19 protein-coding genes and 1 pseudogene are annotated in these 17,028 nt (G+C 35.9%); 5 read left to right on the top strand and 15 right to left on the bottom strand.

Translation table 11 applies throughout. The features are described 5' to 3' along the window. Window positions 1-33: 33 nt before the first annotated feature. The 5 genes from J4P91_RS26005 to J4P91_RS25985 all read right to left on the bottom strand — a co-directional run bounded on the left by J4P91_RS26005 (window position 34) and on the right by J4P91_RS25985 (window position 2,721). Window positions 34-348, bottom strand: a complete 315-nt coding sequence (locus J4P91_RS26005) for a hypothetical protein (RefSeq protein ID WP_207996375.1) — start codon at window positions 346-348, stop codon at window positions 34-36. A gap of 23 nt (window positions 349-371) precedes the next feature. Further along, window positions 372-995, bottom strand: a complete 624-nt coding sequence (locus J4P91_RS26000) for a hypothetical protein (RefSeq protein ID WP_207996374.1) — start codon at window positions 993-995, stop codon at window positions 372-374. A gap of 14 nt (window positions 996-1,009) precedes the next feature. Next, window positions 1,010-1,405, bottom strand: a complete 396-nt coding sequence (locus J4P91_RS25995; RefSeq protein WP_207996373.1) for a phBC6A51 family helix-turn-helix protein — start codon at window positions 1,403-1,405, stop codon at window positions 1,010-1,012. Then, window positions 1,392-1,658 carry a helix-turn-helix domain-containing protein gene (locus J4P91_RS25990; RefSeq protein WP_207996372.1) on the bottom strand — a complete coding sequence of 89 codons (267 nt, stop codon included), beginning with the start codon at window positions 1,656-1,658 and terminating at the stop codon, window positions 1,392-1,394. The genes J4P91_RS25995 and J4P91_RS25990 overlap by 14 nt, the downstream gene beginning before the upstream one ends. Before the next feature lie 826 nt (window positions 1,659-2,484). Beyond that, complete coding sequence (locus J4P91_RS25985; protein WP_207996371.1) at window positions 2,485-2,721, bottom strand: hypothetical protein; 237 nt, start codon at window positions 2,719-2,721, stop codon at window positions 2,485-2,487. 378 nt (window positions 2,722-3,099) lie between these two features. Here J4P91_RS25985 and J4P91_RS25980 point away from each other — a divergent pair, with 378 nt between their 5' ends. Both J4P91_RS25980 and J4P91_RS29810 read left to right on the top strand, forming a co-directional pair. Next, window positions 3,100-3,330: a hypothetical protein gene (locus J4P91_RS25980; RefSeq protein ID WP_207996370.1), complete on the top strand. Its 231-nt coding sequence runs from the start codon at window positions 3,100-3,102 to the stop codon at window positions 3,328-3,330. Window positions 3,331-3,544: 214 nt separating this feature from the next. Then, a pseudogene (locus tag J4P91_RS29810) lies at window positions 3,545-3,643 on the top strand (class Ib ribonucleoside-diphosphate reductase assembly flavoprotein NrdI); the annotation flags it as partial. 1,051 nt (window positions 3,644-4,694) lie between these two features. Here the strand turns inward: J4P91_RS29810 and J4P91_RS25975 are convergent. The 5 genes from J4P91_RS25975 to groES form a co-directional block, all read right to left on the bottom strand. Continuing rightward, complete coding sequence (locus tag J4P91_RS25975; RefSeq protein WP_207996369.1) at window positions 4,695-5,144, bottom strand: hypothetical protein; 450 nt, start codon at window positions 5,142-5,144, stop codon at window positions 4,695-4,697. 44 nt (window positions 5,145-5,188) lie between these two features. Continuing rightward, window positions 5,189-5,668 carry a hypothetical protein gene (locus J4P91_RS25970; protein WP_207996368.1) on the bottom strand — a complete coding sequence of 160 codons (480 nt, stop codon included), beginning with the start codon at window positions 5,666-5,668 and terminating at the stop codon, window positions 5,189-5,191. Between the two features lie 820 nt (window positions 5,669-6,488). Next, complete coding sequence (locus J4P91_RS25965) at window positions 6,489-7,400, bottom strand: tyrosine-type recombinase/integrase (protein ID WP_207996367.1); 912 nt, start codon at window positions 7,398-7,400, stop codon at window positions 6,489-6,491. 95 nt (window positions 7,401-7,495) lie between these two features. Further along, the gene (groL, locus tag J4P91_RS25960) at window positions 7,496-9,133 is read right to left on the bottom strand and encodes a chaperonin GroEL (protein ID WP_207996366.1); all 1,638 of its coding nucleotides are present in this window, start codon (window positions 9,131-9,133) and stop codon (window positions 7,496-7,498) included. A 37-nt stretch (window positions 9,134-9,170) separates the two neighbouring features. Beyond that, window positions 9,171-9,455, bottom strand: coding sequence for a co-chaperone GroES (gene groES, locus J4P91_RS25955; protein ID WP_000917306.1), 285 nt, complete (start codon window positions 9,453-9,455; stop codon window positions 9,171-9,173). Between the two features lie 436 nt (window positions 9,456-9,891). Between groES and J4P91_RS25950 the strand changes: the two genes are divergently transcribed. Both J4P91_RS25950 and J4P91_RS25945 read left to right on the top strand, forming a co-directional pair. Next, entirely contained in the window at window positions 9,892-10,635 is a 744-nt protein-coding gene (locus J4P91_RS25950; RefSeq protein ID WP_207996365.1) for a CPBP family intramembrane glutamic endopeptidase, read from the top strand. Between the two features lie 2 nt (window positions 10,636-10,637). Then, window positions 10,638-10,829: a YdiK family protein gene (locus J4P91_RS25945; protein WP_207996364.1), complete on the top strand. Its 192-nt coding sequence runs from the start codon at window positions 10,638-10,640 to the stop codon at window positions 10,827-10,829. A gap of 28 nt (window positions 10,830-10,857) precedes the next feature. On the opposite strand, the gene J4P91_RS25940 is transcribed toward J4P91_RS25945, so the two are convergent. Continuing rightward, a complete protein-coding gene (locus J4P91_RS25940; RefSeq protein ID WP_017150416.1) occupies window positions 10,858-11,487 on the bottom strand; it encodes a redox-sensing transcriptional repressor Rex in 630 nt (209 codons plus the stop codon). Between the two features lie 184 nt (window positions 11,488-11,671). On the opposite strand from J4P91_RS25940, the gene J4P91_RS25935 reads away from it, so the two are divergent. Continuing rightward, entirely contained in the window at window positions 11,672-13,597 is a 1,926-nt protein-coding gene (locus tag J4P91_RS25935; RefSeq protein ID WP_207996363.1) for an ABC-F family ATP-binding cassette domain-containing protein, read from the top strand. 550 nt (window positions 13,598-14,147) lie between these two features. Here the strand turns inward: J4P91_RS25935 and tsaD are convergent. From tsaD to tsaE, 4 genes are read right to left on the bottom strand one after another with little or no spacing between them, the layout of a single operon-like run. Next, entirely contained in the window at window positions 14,148-15,164 is a 1,017-nt protein-coding gene (tsaD, locus tag J4P91_RS25930) for a tRNA (adenosine(37)-N6)-threonylcarbamoyltransferase complex transferase subunit TsaD (RefSeq protein WP_207996362.1), read from the bottom strand. Beyond that, the gene (rimI, locus tag J4P91_RS25925; protein WP_243764018.1) at window positions 15,164-15,607 is read right to left on the bottom strand and encodes a ribosomal protein S18-alanine N-acetyltransferase; all 444 of its coding nucleotides are present in this window, start codon (window positions 15,605-15,607) and stop codon (window positions 15,164-15,166) included. Before rimI ends, tsaD begins: the two co-directional genes overlap by 1 nt. A gap of 11 nt (window positions 15,608-15,618) precedes the next feature. Then, complete coding sequence (tsaB, locus tag J4P91_RS25920) at window positions 15,619-16,311, bottom strand: tRNA (adenosine(37)-N6)-threonylcarbamoyltransferase complex dimerization subunit type 1 TsaB (RefSeq protein ID WP_207996360.1); 693 nt, start codon at window positions 16,309-16,311, stop codon at window positions 15,619-15,621. Beyond that, complete coding sequence (gene tsaE, locus J4P91_RS25915; RefSeq protein ID WP_017150411.1) at window positions 16,292-16,765, bottom strand: tRNA (adenosine(37)-N6)-threonylcarbamoyltransferase complex ATPase subunit type 1 TsaE; 474 nt, start codon at window positions 16,763-16,765, stop codon at window positions 16,292-16,294. Before tsaE ends, tsaB begins: the two co-directional genes overlap by 20 nt. Window positions 16,766-17,028: the final 263 nt, after the last annotated feature.

Here is a 17,028-nt window from a genome sequence, read left to right as displayed (position 1 = left end):
GGAACAGACAGCCTATGCCGTCCATTCCCCTTATTATTTATATTTGTTATGAATAGCTTCCACTCGTCTATTAAGGGCTTCGCGTTCTGCTTCAAGACGCATAATTTGTCTAGCATCTTTGTGAAGGGTTGGGTCATTCTCCCCAACGTTCTTCGCATATCCATTAAGTACATTTAAGTGTGCATTGATATTACTTCGTGGGTTGTTAGCTTGAAGCATTTCCCCAAACGTTTTAACCTCTGGTTGCTTCGTAACAGCCTCAACGATTTCTTTTTCACCTACATTCGGGTCTTGAATAGCCCCGTAAGCTAACATTATTTTTTCCATACTTGATAATTCTCTTGTCATAATTAATATCCCCCTAAGTTAATTTACTTCTTTTCGTTAATGTATTGTTGTGCTAAAGAATTCAAACGTCCTAGATAAGCACCTTCAACTTCACTTTCAGCCATAATCGGGTGAAACGCTGTTTCATAAAATGTATCCGTTCTAAAAGGAATGATGCGATAAGCATATTCTGGAACTCGTTCCATTTTTAAACGTTGTTCAATAGAAGCGAATTCAGCCAATTCGTTCATAGGCTTCGCAACCAAATTGCGATATTCAACAAGCAATTGTAGATAGGCAAGCTTCGCATCTTTTAATTTCACCGCAATCTCTTTTTGTTGTGGAAGTGTTTCTTCACAAATTCTTTCGCGATCTGCTTCGGTTTCTCCGCGAATTGCTTCAAGTGCTTCTTGTAAAATAGCTTCCATATTCGGCAACATCTTGCGTATACTTTCGCGTTCCGCATTAGCCTGGTTTAACTCTTCACGTAACGCCGTATTTGGTGTACGGTCTTCCATAACTGCTTTTTGGAAATCCGCTTGAACCCCACCTTCTAAACGAATTACGTCTTCGTCTAATTTAATAACCTTTTTTCGTAATTCTCGTCCTTTAGCTTCATGCTTCGTAATGATAGCTTCAGCCTTTTCAGCCGCGTTTTTAAATTCCATAAATGTATATCCTCCTATACGCCCTGTTCAGCAAGGATTTTATCAATCTCTGCAAGGACATCAGGCGTTACTTCATTTGTAATATTGAGTTCTTGTTTTGTATGAACCTCGGAAACGTCTTTGAGTTTTCCTTGCGTCTTCAAGTACAACTCAATAAACTTAGGTGATTTTCCATCAATTGCCCGACGAACTAAGGTATCCATAACGCTGTAATACGCGTCAGATATAAGTTTTTCTTTTAATTGACGTTCCATTTCTAACCAGTCGAGACTTTTTTTCCAGTTATAAATAGTACGTCTATCGACTCCAATATCTTTTGCAATGGCTGTTAACGTTTCGCCTGCCCTTTGTCGTTCGAATATTTGAGTCAATATTTCTAATTGTTGAGGTGTAAGTTTACGCTGTTTCAAAGACACCACTTCCTTCTTTCCCTTCAACAAACATATTGATTACAATGATTTCTTCGGCTGTATAACCAAGACTAGCAATCCCCTTTACAATGCGATGGTTCGCATATGGTGTAATCTTACGTCTGCCGTTTTCAATTTTCTCCAATAACGAAAAGCTGATATAACTCTTTGCGGCTAATTGTCCTACCGTCACGCCTTTAATTGAACGAAGAAAACGAATTGTTTTTCGATTGATTCTGAATGTATTTTCCATTGGATATAACCTCCGTTTTTATATGTGAATTTGAATTATGATTGATAGAAAGGCGGGGCGGCTTCGCCTTGTTCCGTACAGTGCCGCCCAAGTTTAGAAAGATTGAAACCAGTAATTGCTTTAACATGAAACAAAAGGATTGGATTTTAGAGGAAGCGTGCAAGACTTCCTCACCCTTATGTCCGGCTAAACGCACATTTAACAAGGGAATTCGGTAACTTTTTTCACAAAATGAGAAAATTATTTGAAGGCATAAAAAAAGAACCCACAGCAAAACGCCGCGGGCAAAAGAGGAAATATTAGTTTAGTAACAAAACGAAAAGGTAGCACCTATGATTTATCTTATAGTTTGTTGGAAATAGATAATTAATCCTTTTTCTTTTAAACAAACAAGGGCGATAGCCCCAATGAGGACGTTAGTCCAAATTGTATCTTTTATCTTTATAACGTTTTATCGCAAGATAAACAGACCTATTCATTAAAACATATTAAAGCTAAACGCTTTAAAATTATCTATAACATTTATTAATTCGTTTGTAAGTTCTTTTCTTTACTTATATCACAAGCTGTGGGCATGTTTTACAAGAAATAAAATGTTAAATTTTTGTGACAAAAAATGAACCCTTGATACGACTGGGTTTGTTAAAGTAACAATTTTTGGGCTTAATAGAAAATCCCTTGTAGGAATTATATTCCATTTTAATAAGTACAAAATATAGGACACGTACGCTTGTGCTACGCTACCCCATAAAACACTGATTCTATGCGGTATACACAATGTTATCAATCACAATGCACAAATATTGTGCTTCATACATCAAACGGGCTATTTCGGTATATCGTAAGATGATTTTAGGGTACCTTTGGTATCTTCCTTGATTCCTTCCATATCCGAACGGACATCTTGTACCATTCCCCTGATATCGTTCAACTTATCTAAAGATGAATCAATCTTATCGAGGCGTTTTTCTAATCTATCAAAACGTGCAGTCATTACATTGAAAAAGACATCTAGTTCCTTATCCATAAATTGTTGTATATCTGTAAAATCCTTTTTATCCATCAAATTACCTCCTACTTTTACAAATTCTCATAACAACATTCCAATACGACGTAGGGAAAAGTATGAACCACGATTCGGTACTAATTTATCAGTAACGTCTATTAATTGTACGCGGATTACCTGCCTACCTATTATATTCAGATAAACAGAGAAATCTTCATATACACGTAAACAATAGGTAACGCCTAACGTTACTAATCGAAAATTAATAGGTAACAGTACCCTTCCCCTATCTATTTATGAATAGGTAACGGGTGGGGTTACTTATATATTTCGAAATAGGTAACGGGAGGGGTGCTACTAAAAGAACTTAATCTTTTCTTTAAAAGACTTTAATACTTTAAAAGAATATTAATTAATTAAAGGGGAATCATATTCATGATTGAATTAGGATTTATTACGGCTTTAATTGTTGGAATCAATGAAATGATTAAACGCTATGAATATGTACCAAAACGATTCAGTCCGTTATCATCGGTTCTACTTGGAATTTTAGCTATGTTTCTATTACACCAATACCCTATTTCAGAATGTGTTTTTATAGGAACTGGAATCGGATTATCAGCGAATGGATTGTTTGATATTTCGAAATTAGTCACAAAACGATAATTGAATAAACAAGAATCTTCCCGTTAGACGTCATATTTTGATGTTTAACGGTTTTTTTGTGCTTTCTAATACATTTTAAAACGCTTAAATCGAAAGATAGACACCTTAAAATGCAAATCTAATTAATCACAAAATGCACTATATATAATCCTATTTGAGGGTACCAAAATCCCCGCTATGTACAGATATGAATTTTCACCATTTGTTTATAAGGGATATTTTTCGGATTGAAGGTGAAAAAATTATACATGTTTCATATGTATCAAAATTCGAGTTATCTGGAATAAATAAAGACGTAGAATATTTTAAGTAAAGGGAACGGGAGATTGCGGCACATTGAAAATCTGTGTGGAAAAATAGCACTAAAAAACGATAATTTAATATTGTCGACAAGTAGAATAAAAATGAAGATTTTCACCGTCTGTTCTTTTTTGTGTGATTGTGGAGAAATAAATTTCTCTAGCATCTATCGTTTCTTCACCAAAAATATTGTTAATATTTTTGTGAAAATGGCTAAATTCGTTGACGACTCTTTTGAAAAGCACTTTATTGACATGAGTTTTAGAATGTTGTTTCATAGTCTTTGTATTGAAAAAAACGACTCGCTATGTCGAAAAGTAAAAGTTAAAAAAAGAAAGAATTTATACATATATCTTGTGTCTTGTTTTGAAACATAATACAATATTTAGGGAAACCCAAGGAAATGAAGGGAATAAACCCCAGCATTAACATGCAACAAATTCTCTTACTCTAAGTTGCTAGTAAATTAATATGCCAACCGTGCAAGTTAATGGCTAATATCGGGAGATAAGAGAAGTATGAAAAAAAGCCTTTCGTATTCCCGTACGAAAAGCTTCATAGAAAGTTGGTGAGAACATGAAACCACATCAAGTAATAACTGCACTATGTGCTGTTTTAATGGTCATTTTTACCGTGATGTTCGGCGTACTAAACCTTATTAACTAGTCTCACCCTTGTTTTATAGTAAGCATTGTAAGTGTTCCCGCACTTATAATGCTTTTTTCTTTGTAAAGTAATGTATATTCAATGGGCATTCAATATACATTGATAATTTCTACATTCATTATACGTTCAATGCTTCCCTTTTTTCAAGCCAGAAATGATTGCAAACCTATCAACTTGTTAAGGGTAGTACACTATTTTATATCAAAAATCCCTTATTACAAGCCATTCTTCCCTGTATCTATCCTTCACTATACTAACCTTACCAATATTTTATTACCTTCCCTTTTTCTATAACCCGCGTTGCATTTCAAGACAATTATCTTTTGATTTACGTAACATTGCATTACTGATTGTCTTCTGCCACCCTTCGGTTGCAATGTCTATTTTATTTGACTGTTTTACTTTTCAAAACGTTTAGCTGTAGTATGTACCTTTTTTATACTTTTTTCTAGATTTTCAATTACCGGGTCTTTATCCATTAACGTATCTTGTTCATACCCGGCAATAAATGCATCGGCCTGTAATAGAACATCCAAAATGGCGTCCTCATACTCTCTCGGTAGCCTTTCACTTCTTACATTTAAAAATTCCCATTTTAATCTTGTTAAGGAAAGTTTCATAGTGAGAATGTCCGGAACTGCCATCTTTGACTCTTTTACTATTTCCTCCGCTTTTTCTAATACATTTGTTATCGGTTGTTTATCCCACTCTTCCGAGGCTGTTCCTCCCTCGGTTTTCTTTAATTCCTCTATTTCCTTAGTTAATTCCTTAACACGGCTAGAATCACTAGAAGAACATCCTGTAACTAGAAATGCCGCCGTTGTTAATGTAAATAATACTTTTTTCATGCTACTACTTCTCCTTTGTTGTATATCAATATTCCTTGCTTGTTTTACTTATTCTTTTCTTCGTATTTATTTGAAATAACCGATAGCTTTTTAATATTTTCATCTAATAAATCCGAGTCTTTCGGGTTTGCTATCCCGATTTTGTGAGTTTGATACACATAATCCGCCGTATGTAGAACCGCATAAATTCCTGTTTCATAATCTCTCGGTAATTTCTCTTTCTGAATTTCTATAAATCCGTTCTTTAATTTAGACATCTGTTGTTCCATCGTGGCAATATTCGGTACCGTTTTTTGACTTTCTACTAGTAAGTCAGCTACATTGTTTACAAAATCCCAAACCGGTTGTCTATCCCATTTTTTCGATGCTTTTCCACCTTCTGTATTTACTAACTTCGTATTTTCTGTTTGTAATTCTTTTACTTTACTTGATAAATTGTTAACCTTATAAACCATAAACCCCGAGAAGAGTAAGGATGCCGCTAATGTTCCACGGATTATTACTTTTTTTATAGTTGCTTTCATGTTGTAATTTCCTCTCTGTTGTATAAATTGGATAAAATTTCTTCATCCGCCCCTTATTTTATCATATTCTCTTTATTACATCGTCTCCTTATTAATTTAATAAATTATCATCAATCGCCGTTATTCGAAGTTACAATAAAATCGTAATTAAACGTATTGACATCGGCGGTCTGTATTTCATCATGGGATGAGGGCACAGGACAACGGCTAGGGCAGAGAATGACTACCTTATATCGCAAAAAACAAAAAGTTAATGCAACATAAAGTAGACGTTCATTGTCACTTCTCATGGTCTATCGGGTTAAGGAATCCGTATAGTAACACCTCGTTTGAACGCTAGATTTTCACCTACAACGAACTTTTAACATGTCATGCTTGTCCAACATGCTGAAAAACTTAGGAAAGGAATTGTACTGCTGACATATCCTTAATTACTCGGAACCTAATGTTATATCTTTCTTATTCGTTGCTACCTGTACCCTAATACACCAAGCAACCACCAAACTGATTATGTGCGTTCTCCACATAGACTAGACACAAGCAAACGAGGAAAGCTTCTAACGTGCCTACGAACCCACTTTCTGACGTTGGCTGGTTCTCACCTGTTCAAGTATTTATCGTGGTGCTAGGTCATTCCCACGTCCGGAAAATCCTGCACTAACACCTAAAAGAAGACAATAGGAAACTACACCCCTTGCTATCCATTTTTGAAAAATGGTATAATACAAGTGCTGAATGTACGGAATATCCGTTATTTAGTTTTAAATCTAAACGTTTAATTTTGAGTCACCTATTGCAGTAGGTGGCTTTTTTCTTTGTTTTATATATCTAGGTTATTTAATGGATTATGTTTATCATTTTGTTCTTTTAATTCATTCCCCCACATAGCTACGTAACGCATTGTAACGGCTATATTTTCGTGTCTCATCATCTTTTGAATAGCAAAGGCTGACATTCCACTCATAGCCAGTCTATGGCAAAATGTGTGCCTAAAAGTATGTGGTGATACTCTCACATCAGAAAAATTCATCTTTCGCTGCAAATTTTGAAATACTAGCATAATTGAGTTTTGCGTCATTTGTGTATTATCTCGATTCACAAAAACGTACTCATTTAATTCTTCAAAATGCCTTTTGCAAAACAGGTAATACGATGAAATCTCCTTAGCCAGTTTTTCAGTTAGAAAAATTATTTCCTTCTTTCTACTCTTACCGTAAACAGACATAGTTAAGTTTTCGAAATCTATATCAGACCACTTCAAATTAATAATTTCCGTTCGTCTTATACCAGTCCCTAAAAAAGTAACTATCAACATATAACCTCTGTATGCAAAATAACTTTTCTCTCTTCTTCTAAGTCCTCGATAATACGCCAACATCTGATTAATTTGTTCATCACTAAAAACATTAATTTTCACATCTACTTTTTGACGTTTAATTTTAGAAGCTACATTTTCGCTTATAATTCTTTCTTCTACTAAGTAGTTAAAGAACGCCCTAATCCTCTGTAACTTCGTATTTATCGTGTTGGCAGAATTACCTTTATCTTGGCAATAACGCAAATAACTCTTAACATGAATACTTTTTACTTCTTCAACATTCAAAACATTATTCTCATGACAGTAATCAATAAAACCACCTAAGAGAACCTTATAATTTTGAATATTTACCTTCGTCGTATTTCTAAACTTACGGTCTTCAAGAAATTCTTGGTATGCAAATTTTAATAACACAAAAAAGACTACCTCCTTTTATTAAGGAAGTAGTCTTATTCTTACTAACTATTTATACATTGAACAGCTTCACAGAAAAGGTTCAGCGGATGAAATTACATCATGCCGCCCATGCCGCCCATGCCGCCCATTCCAGACATATCAGGCATTGCATTTCCGCCTTCTTCTGGTTTGTCAGCAACAACTGCTTCAGTTGTTAAGAACATTGCTGCAACAGATGCTGCGTTTTGAAGTGCAGAACGAGTTACTTTTGCTGGGTCTACGATACCAGACTCAAGCATGTTTACCCATTCGCCAGTTGCTGCGTTGAAACCAACGCCTACTTTTTCGCCTTTTAAGCGTTCTACAACAACAGATCCTTCTAGACCAGCGTTGATTGCGATTTGACGAACTGGCTCTTCTAAAGCACGAAGTACAATGTTAATACCTGTTGCTTCGTCACCTTCAGCTGAAATAGAAGCTACTTTAGTGTATACGTTCATAAGTGAAGTACCACCACCTGCAACAATACCTTCTTCTACTGCTGCACGAGTTGAGTTAAGTGCATCTTCAATACGAAGTTTACGCTCTTTTAACTCAGTTTCAGTTGCTGCACCTACTTTAATTACTGCTACGCCACCTGCAAGTTTAGCAAGACGCTCTTGTAATTTTTCACGATCGAATTCAGAAGTTGTTTCTTCTAATTGCGCACGGATTTGACCGATGCGAGCTTCGATTTGTTCTGTGCTACCTACACCTTCTACTACAGTTGTGTTTTCTTTCGTTACAACCACTTTACCAGCGCGTCCTAAAGATGCAACTGTAGCAGATTTTAAGTCGCGTCCTAATTCTTCAGTGATTACTTCACCACCAGTTAAGATCGCAATATCTTCTAGCATTGCTTTACGACGGTCACCAAATCCAGGAGCTTTAACAGCAACTACATTGAATGTACCACGAAGTTTGTTTACTACTAATGTAGCTAATGCTTCGCCTTCTACATCTTCTGCAATGATAAGAAGTGGTTTACCTTGTTGTACCACTTGCTCTAACACTGGTAAGATTTCTTGAATGTTAGAAATCTTTTTGTCAGTGATTAAGATGTATGGGTTATCAAGGACAGCTTCCATTTTGTCAGAATCAGTGATCATGTAAGGAGATGCATATCCACGATCAAATTGCATACCTTCTACTACATCTAATTCTGTTGTGAACCCTTTAGATTCTTCTAAAGTAATAACGCCGTCGTTACCAACGCGCTCCATTGCTTCAGCAATTAACTTACCTACTTCTTCATCAGCAGCAGAGATAGCAGCTACTTGTGCAATGGAAGATTTACCTTCGATTGGTTTAGAAATCGTTTTTAATTCTTCTACTGCTGCAACAACAGCTTTCTCGATACCTTTACGAAGACCCATTGGGTTCGCACCAGCTGTTACGTTTTTTAAACCTTCACGAATCATAGCTTGTGCTAATACAGTTGCAGTTGTTGTTCCGTCACCAGCTACGTCATTTGTTTTGCTAGCAACTTCTGCTACTAATTTTGCACCCATGTTTTCGAAAGCATCTTCTAATTCAATTTCTTTCGCAATTGTTACACCATCATTTGTAATAAGTGGTGAACCAAATTTTTTCTCAAGTACAACGTTACGACCTTTTGGTCCAAGCGTTACTTTTACTGCATTTGCAAGAGTGTCGACACCGCGAAGCATCGAACGACGTGCTTCTTCACTAAATTTAATATCTTTTGCCATAATATTTGACCCCCTTGGATTTTTAAAATGTATATAATTAACCGATAACTGCTAAAATGTCACTTTCACGTAAAATCAAGTAGTCTGTACCTTCATATTTCACTTCAGTACCTGCATATTTTGAGAAGATGATAAGATCACCTGCTGCTACCTCTAAAGCAACACGCTCACCATTTTCAAGCACTCGACCAGTACCTACTGCAATAACTTTACCCTCTTGTGGTTTTTCTTTTGCAGTGTCTGGTAATACAATACCACTTGCTGTTTTTTCTTCTGCTTGAACAAGCTCAATTACAACGCGATCACCTAATGGCTTTAGCATGAACAATAACCTCCTCATTTTTCTATGTAAATTTTCTTTATTAGCACTCGAAGACACTGAGTGCTAACACACTTATAATAATAAATAATCTAATTTTCTTTTGCAAGTAAAAAAATCATAATTTTTTCGCAAATTACTATATAAACTTTTTCTATACAACTTCCTAAAGGAAATAATTCTGTTATCGTTATAACCATTCTCAAGAAAGCCTTTTGTATATGAATCAGTTTTTCCACTTACCGTATGTTACAATATGAAAGATACCATAAGTTGTTTTCTCTATAGGTACAGCTTTTTCCTGTCTCCAATTTCACTTTCAATGAAAGATTTACAAAAAAATAATAATAGGGACAGTTATTATGTATCCCCGGCTGGATATTTACATGTTATCCCGCCTTATCTCATAAACTAGAGTTAGAAAGGATGGTTAACCAATTTGAAAAAACAATATTGGTGGATTATAGTTACATATATTCTGATGCAATTATCGGGAATTGTTGGAGTGTGGCTCCTTTTCAAAACAGGACTATACGATAATATGGCGGTTTCACGAGAGCAAAAAATACAAATCATGGCTGGGCACTGGTCAATCATCAGCTTTTTTATTGCATTATGTATTATACTTTGGCTACTTAGAACCGATATCCGCGAAAGACATTTAGATACTAAGCGAGCTAGTATTTCTGCTACAATCGGCTGGATATTTATCGGTTTCTTTTTAGCTATGTTTGCTCAAGTAATCGCAGCTAATATTGAAATGCGATTATTAGGGATTAAGCCCGGTTCTCAAAATACCCAAGATTTGATGGAAATAGCAAGAGCTACTCCATGGTTTCTTATTGTTATCTCTATCATCGGCCCTATTTTAGAAGAGATTGTCTTTAGAAAAATTTTATTTGGAACACTCTATAAAAGATTTAATTTCTTTATCGCGGCAATTATTAGTTCACTTGTTTTTGCAGCAATTCACTTTGATTTTACACATTTGTTAGTATACACTTCCATGGGACTTGTTTTCGCTTTTCTATACGTGAAAACAAAACGAATCATCGTTCCTATTATGGCTCACGTTACGATGAATTCACTAGTTGCAATAACCCAAGTAGTAGTAAGTAACGAACAAATACAAGAAATGATTAAACAAGCAGAAAAAATGCAAGGATTTATCGGAGGATTTTAAATATGAGGAACTCACCATTGTTCATGGCAGCACTGTATTTCCTTCTCGGATGTGTCTTTACACGTTTCGCAATTACGAACGTTACAGATACAATTTGGAACTTTTGGACAATGCTGTTTGCTGCTATGGCAACAATTGATTTTAATTTGGCACTTCGACTTATCTTAGTCAAATTTACAAAGAAAAAGCAATAATAAAACGCAGAGGGATTTCCTCTGCGTTTTATTGTGGATAATTTTTCAAAAAATAAACGAGTGTTTGTAATTCTACAGCTAAATCAATATGATGAATTCTTATATTTTCTGAAACATTTAATCGTGCCGGTGTAAAATTTAAAATTCCATGTACATTTGTTTCGGCCAATCGATCCGCTACAGCTTGTGCAACGGTAGCAGGCACTGTTAATATTGCCACTTGTATATCATTTGTTAAACGTTCTTCTAATTCATCTAAATGATATACAGGAATTCCTCCGATTTCTTTTCCAACTTTCTCTTCATTGACATCAAACGCCATTTCAATCTTTGTATTATTATTTTTCGTGAAATTGTAATGTAAGAAAGCGGTCCCTAAATTACCCACTCCAATAAGTGCTACACGTGTTATATCATCTTGATCGAGCGTTTCTCGGAAAAATGATAGTAAATAATTCACATTATACCCATATCCCTTTTTCCCTAACGCTCCAAAATATGAAAAATCTCTTCGAATTGTCGCGGAATCTACCTTCACCGCTTCACTCAATTCTGCCGATGAAACACGTTGCTTACCAGAAAGAGATAAGTTTTGGATAAATCGATAGTATAGAGGCAATCGTTTGGCAGTGGCCTGTGGAATCTTTTGCTGATCCATATAACCTCTCCTCTCTTCCTATCTTTGTTCATAGACTTAAAACAAATACAGAAGTTTAGCACTTATGACTTTCCTTGTATAATAGAGAGAAGACTTCTCTCTTTATTTTAAACTATACACTATTTTTAGTATGATTGAGAAATATAAACATGGCAAAGTTAAGAAATTATTTGAGGTGAAAACATTGATTTTATTACAAGTGAATGGGCTTTCAAAATTATACGGTGCTGAAACAATTCTTGCAAACATTAAATTGGAAGTTCAAACAAAGGATCGCATTGCACTAGTTGGTCGAAATGGTGCTGGAAAATCCACATTATTAAAAATAATTGCCGGTGAACTATCTCACGACGGTGGAGAAATTATAAAGCCAAAAGATGTTTCAATTGGGTACTTAGCCCAAAATACTGGTTTAGAAACTTCTTTAACAATTTGGGATGAAATGCTTACCGTCTTTACTCATCTGCAGCAAATGGAAAAGAAACTTCGAAGGTTAGAGCAGGAAATGGGTAAGGAAGAGAACTTTTCAAATGCTGCTACGTACGAAAAATTACTCGCTGATTATGATCAATTACAGTTAGACTACAAAGATCAAGGTGGTTATCAATATGAAGCTGATATTCGCTCCATTTTAAGTGGACTTGGTTTTCCAGTTGAAACACACCAAACAACGATTTCTACGTTAAGTGGTGGACAGAAAACAAGACTTGCTCTTGGGAAGCTACTATTAACAAAACCAGACTTACTTATTTTGGACGAACCAACAAACCATTTAGACATCGATACATTAACATGGCTTGAACAATATTTACAAGGCTATCCTGGAGCTATTTTAATCGTTTCCCACGATCGCTACTTTTTAGACAAGCTTGTTACACAAGTATATGAAATTTCTAATAAAGAAAGCAGACGATATGTTGGTAACTACAGTAAATATTTAGATTTAAAAGCTGCACTATATGAGCAGGAAATGAAACGTTATGAGAAACAACAAGAGGAAATTGCTAAACTCGAAGACTTTGTCCAAAAGAACATTGCCCGTGCATCTACAACAAAACGCGCACAAAGTCGCCGTAAACAATTAGATCGAATGGAATTACTGACTAGGCCATCAGGTGATTCTAAGTCCGCATCCTTTCACTTTGATATCGAAAAACAAAGTGGAAACGATGTATTACAAGTAAAAGATGTTTCAATTGGATATGACAAAGAGCCGATTATTGAGCATGTAAATATGCGCTTAACCCGCGGTGATAGTGTCGCACTAGTCGGTCCAAACGGTATTGGGAAATCTACATTATTAAAATCGATTGTGAATAAATTGAATACATTAAGCGGTGAAGTTTCTTTCGGTTCGAATGTTTCTATTGGATATTATGATCAAGAGCAAGCAAACTTAACATCGTCTAAGCGTGTTCTAAACGAACTATGGGATGATTATCCGCTTCAGCCAGAAAAAGAAATTCGCACGATACTCGGTAACTTTTTATTCACAGGGGATGATGTATTAAAGCCAGTATCTTCCCTAAGTGGTGGTCAAAAGGCTCGATTAGCTCTAGCAAAATTGATGATGCAAAAATCTAATCTACTGATTCTCGATGAGCCAACAAACCATCTCGACTTAAACAGTAAAGAGATTTTAGAAAATGCCTTAATTGATTATCCAGGAACTCTTTTATTCGTTTCCCATGATCGTTATTTTATTAACCGTGTAACAACTACAGTGGTTGAGTTATCAACAGAAGGAGCACAAGAATATTTAGGTGACTATGACTACTATATCGAAAAGAAAAATGAAATGATTGAACGTGCGGAATTTGAACAGCAAGAAAATGATACACCTATTCAAAAAAGCATTGCTCAAGAAAAATTAAGCTATCTTGAAGAAAAAGAACGTAAAAAGCAGGAACGACAACGTATCCGGAAAATTGAGGAAATCGAACAAAACATTGCAAAGTTAGAAGAAGAAATTGCAGAATTAGAAGAGGAGCTTTGTCTGCCTGAAGTATACGCTGACTACGAACGAGCTAGTGAGATTACAACAGCAAAGCAAACAAAACAAGAAGAACTAGAGAAATTCATGGCGGAATGGGAAGAATTACACGTATAAAGTGAAATTTCTATCTGTCCCGGTCTAACTCCTTTGCTTTTGCAGAGTCTTCAAGTGGGGGTATCATTGCTCTTGAATAGCAGAATACATTCTCTATACTTAAATAGTAAAAACCAGGAAGTTGAAGATCATTCAACTTCCTGGTTTATTTTTTCATCCGAAAAAAGCAATATATTTTACATATAAAGTGAAACTTTAATCAGTGGGGGGTTTTCTCCATCCCCTACTGATTATCAGCCCGCACCAATCGGGCTTTTACGGGCAGTTTATCTCCCACTTAACTTCTTTGCTTTCACAGAATTTTGAGGTGGGAGTACTACTGCCCGCAAATAGCGGGATAAAAAGGACAATCGTCAAAGGTCTGACCTCACCTGTTTTATCCACAACTTTATACACATATTCACCTTTATAACATAAACGCAAAAATAACTTTTCCACATTATCCCCAAAATATAAAAAAGTTATCCACATTTTATATACACAATAAAACCCATATTATCAACAAATAATATGGGTTTTATCCACAGGTTGTGGTTAATTTTGTGTATAACTATGCTTCAATGTCTAACCCTGGGTTTGCATTTAAAGCCAATGTTGCACGTTTTCCTTGCTCATATGCAATTGTACCTGCGGCTGCAATCATCGCTGCATTATCTGTACACAATGATAAAGGTGGAATGATTAGCTCAATATCCTCTTTCTTAGCAAACTCTTCCTCTAAAGAAGCGCGAAGTCCTTTATTCGCTGCAACCCCTCCAGCAAGAAGCACTTGTTTTACACCATATGCTTCTGCTGCACGCGCTGCTTTCGTTACTAGTACATCTATTACACTCGCTTGGAAGCTAGCTGCTAAATCCTCTGGTGCAATTTCTTCCCCACGTTGTTTTGCATTATGCACAGTGTTGATAACTGCTGATTTCAATCCACTAAAGCTAAAATCATACGAATCTGGTTCTAGCCATGCACGCGGTAAATCAATCGTTGGCTGTCCTTCATGAGCAAGACGGTCAATATGAGGACCACCTGGATATGGCATAGATAATGTACGTGCAACTTTATCATATGCTTCTCCTGCTGCATCATCTCTCGTTTCGCCAATTACTTCAAAGGAACCATGCTCTTTCATATAAACAAGTTCTGTATGTCCTCCAGACACAACAAGTGATAACAACGGGAATTGTAGTTCTTTTACTAAACGATTCGCATAAATATGCCCAGCAATATGATGAACACCAACAAGAGGAATATTATGCGCGAAGGCAACTGCCTTCGCAGCATTAACACCAATTAAAAGTGCTCCTACTAAACCAGGTCCTTCCGTCACAGCAATTGCATCAATATCTTCAAATGTAACGTTCGCTTCTTTTAATGCTTCTTCTAATACAACTGTGATTTGTTCTACATGATGACGAGATGCAATCTCCGGCACCACTCCGCCAAAACGCTTATGGCTTTCAATTTGTGAAGCGACAACGTTTGCCACTATTTCTGTTCCATTTTTAACAACCGCTACAGCCGTTTCATCACAGCTCGTTTCAATACCAAGTATAATCGTATTTTTTTCCATTATATATTCACCCACATTACAAGACCATCTTCATAATTGTCTGTATAGTATCGTTTACGAATCCCACCATTTTGGAATCCATACTTTCGGTATAACTGCTTCGCTACTTCATTTGACACCCGTACTTCAAGTGTCATCGTTTTTGCTCCCATTTCTTTTGCCTGATCCATTACTTCTTTCAACAAAGCATCCCCAAGTTTTTGACCTCGATATTCTGGCAAAATAGCTATGTTCGTAATATGTGATTCGTCAATAATAATCCATAATCCACAGTATCCAATTACCACATCGTCTTTTTCTATTACGACATAATGTGCATATTCATTCATCGTCAATTCACGATGAAACGCATCAGCAGTCCAAGGAGTTGGGAATGACGCTTCTTCAATTGCTACAATTTGAGCAATATCATCAGTCGTCATTTTTCTAAATGTAATATCCATTTTGATATCCCCTATTTTTTTTGACTTTCTAGCCATTTTGCTTCTGCCTCTGCTAAGCGGAGGTAACTTGGAACAAATGTATGCACACTTTGCTCCTCTTTTTGTAATCCTAAAAATGCTAACTCACTTGGTCTTGGGTTGTTCTTTGTACAAGAAGCAAACACAGCTTGCTCTCCTAAATATTCTACAATCGTTTCTTTATGTTGTTCTACATCATTGCCAATAAATAAAACGGGTTGTCCCTTATCTTTTAACATCTGCAACCAATCAACAATAAGAACAATTCGATCATCTTCTATAGAAGATAGCTGACCTTCTTTATATGTATACAAGCCCGTATAAATTTGTCCTCGACGCCCATCAAACAATGGACAAATAACCCCTTGAAAATTAGCTCCATTCGCAGCTACTACTTCTAAGCTAGACACGCCGACAATCGGTATTTGCAATGACCAAGCTAATGTCTTTGCAACCGTCACACCAATTCGAACTCCTGTATAAGATCCAGGGCCAGCAGCTACAATAATTTTATCTAACTCTTTCGGTTTTACATTACATTCCTTTAAAAGTTCTTCTACAGCTGGCATAAGGCGCACGGAATGATTCTTTGTTAAATTCGTAATGATTTCTCCGACAACAGTATTTCCATCAATAAGAGAAACTCCCATTACATAACTTGAAGTATCAATTGCTAGTACTTTCATCTTGTAATAGCTCCTCACATAATCTAATATAACGTTCACCACTTGGTTCTAATACAATTCTTCTTGTATCATCACCTGTATGGAACAAGCTTATTTTTAATTTCTCATTTGGCAAGAAAGGTTCAATTAAATGAGCCCATTCTACTACTGTTATACCTTCGCCATAAAAATACTCATCAAACCCTAAATCTTCTTCACTTTCCGCTAAACGATACACGTCCATATGATATAGCGGTAATCTCCCTTTGTACTCTTTAATAATATTGAATGTCGGACTATTTACAACTCGTTTCACACCAAGACCTTTTGCAAGACCTTTCGTAAACGTTGTCTTGCCAGCACCTAGATCTCCTTCTAAAATAAGTACATCTTGTTCCCTAACAAGTTGTCCCAACCTTTCTGATAAGTTCTGTGTCTCTTCAGAAGAGGTTGTCGTTATTTCATATTTATTCAAAGGTTTCACCTACCTTACTCACAATATTCTCTACTCTTTATTATACAGATTTTTTCACTTTGTTTCATTTTGAACATATAAAAAAGACCTTAGGAGTTGTCCTAAGGGTAAGATTGACTGTCTTTATAAGTTTACTTAAAAATAAATAAAAAAATACGAAACAAGTTGTTTCGTTCTTTTCTTTGTATAAATGGCGGTCCCGACCGGGGTCGAACCGGCGATCTCCTGCGTGACAGGCAGGCATGTTAACCACTACACCACGG

The organism is Bacillus sp. XF8 (assembly GCF_017498755.1).
GTDB classification, from domain to species: domain Bacteria; phylum Bacillota; class Bacilli; order Bacillales; family Bacillaceae_G; genus Bacillus_A; species Bacillus_A bingmayongensis.
Note: the sequence above shows the minus strand (reverse complement) of the source record. Positions and strands in the feature narration are given on the sequence as shown.

Bases quoted from the DNA above. Each gene is read 5' to 3' on its own strand.
- tsaB (WP_207996360.1), bottom strand. From the start codon at position 16,311: ATGAAAGTACTAGCAATTGATACTTCAAGTTATGTAATGGGAGTTTCT.
- J4P91_RS25990 (WP_207996372.1), bottom strand. From the start codon at position 1,658: ATGGAAAATACATTCAGAATCAATCGAAAAACAATTCGTTTTCTTCGT.
- groL (WP_207996366.1), bottom strand. From the start codon at position 9,133: ATGGCAAAAGATATTAAATTTAGTGAAGAAGCACGTCGTTCGATGCTT.
- tsaD (WP_207996362.1), bottom strand. From the start codon at position 15,164: ATGGAAAAAAATACGATTATACTTGGTATTGAAACGAGCTGTGATGAA.
- J4P91_RS25985 (WP_207996371.1), bottom strand. From the start codon at position 2,721: ATGGATAAAAAGGATTTTACAGATATACAACAATTTATGGATAAGGAA.
- J4P91_RS25980 (WP_207996370.1), top strand. From the start codon at position 3,100: ATGATTGAATTAGGATTTATTACGGCTTTAATTGTTGGAATCAATGAA.
- J4P91_RS25940 (WP_017150416.1), bottom strand. From the start codon at position 11,487: ATGGATCAGCAAAAGATTCCACAGGCCACTGCCAAACGATTGCCTCTA.
- J4P91_RS26005 (WP_207996375.1), bottom strand. From the start codon at position 348: ATGACAAGAGAATTATCAAGTATGGAAAAAATAATGTTAGCTTACGGG.
- J4P91_RS25975 (WP_207996369.1), bottom strand. From the start codon at position 5,144: ATGAAAAAAGTATTATTTACATTAACAACGGCGGCATTTCTAGTTACA.
- J4P91_RS25945 (WP_207996364.1), top strand. From the start codon at position 10,638: ATGAGGAACTCACCATTGTTCATGGCAGCACTGTATTTCCTTCTCGGA.
- J4P91_RS26000 (WP_207996374.1), bottom strand. From the start codon at position 995: ATGGAATTTAAAAACGCGGCTGAAAAGGCTGAAGCTATCATTACGAAG.
- rimI (WP_243764018.1), bottom strand. From the start codon at position 15,607: ATGGATATTACATTTAGAAAAATGACGACTGATGATATTGCTCAAATT.
- groES (WP_000917306.1), bottom strand. From the start codon at position 9,455: ATGCTAAAGCCATTAGGTGATCGCGTTGTAATTGAGCTTGTTCAAGCA.
- J4P91_RS25970 (WP_207996368.1), bottom strand. From the start codon at position 5,668: ATGAAAGCAACTATAAAAAAAGTAATAATCCGTGGAACATTAGCGGCA.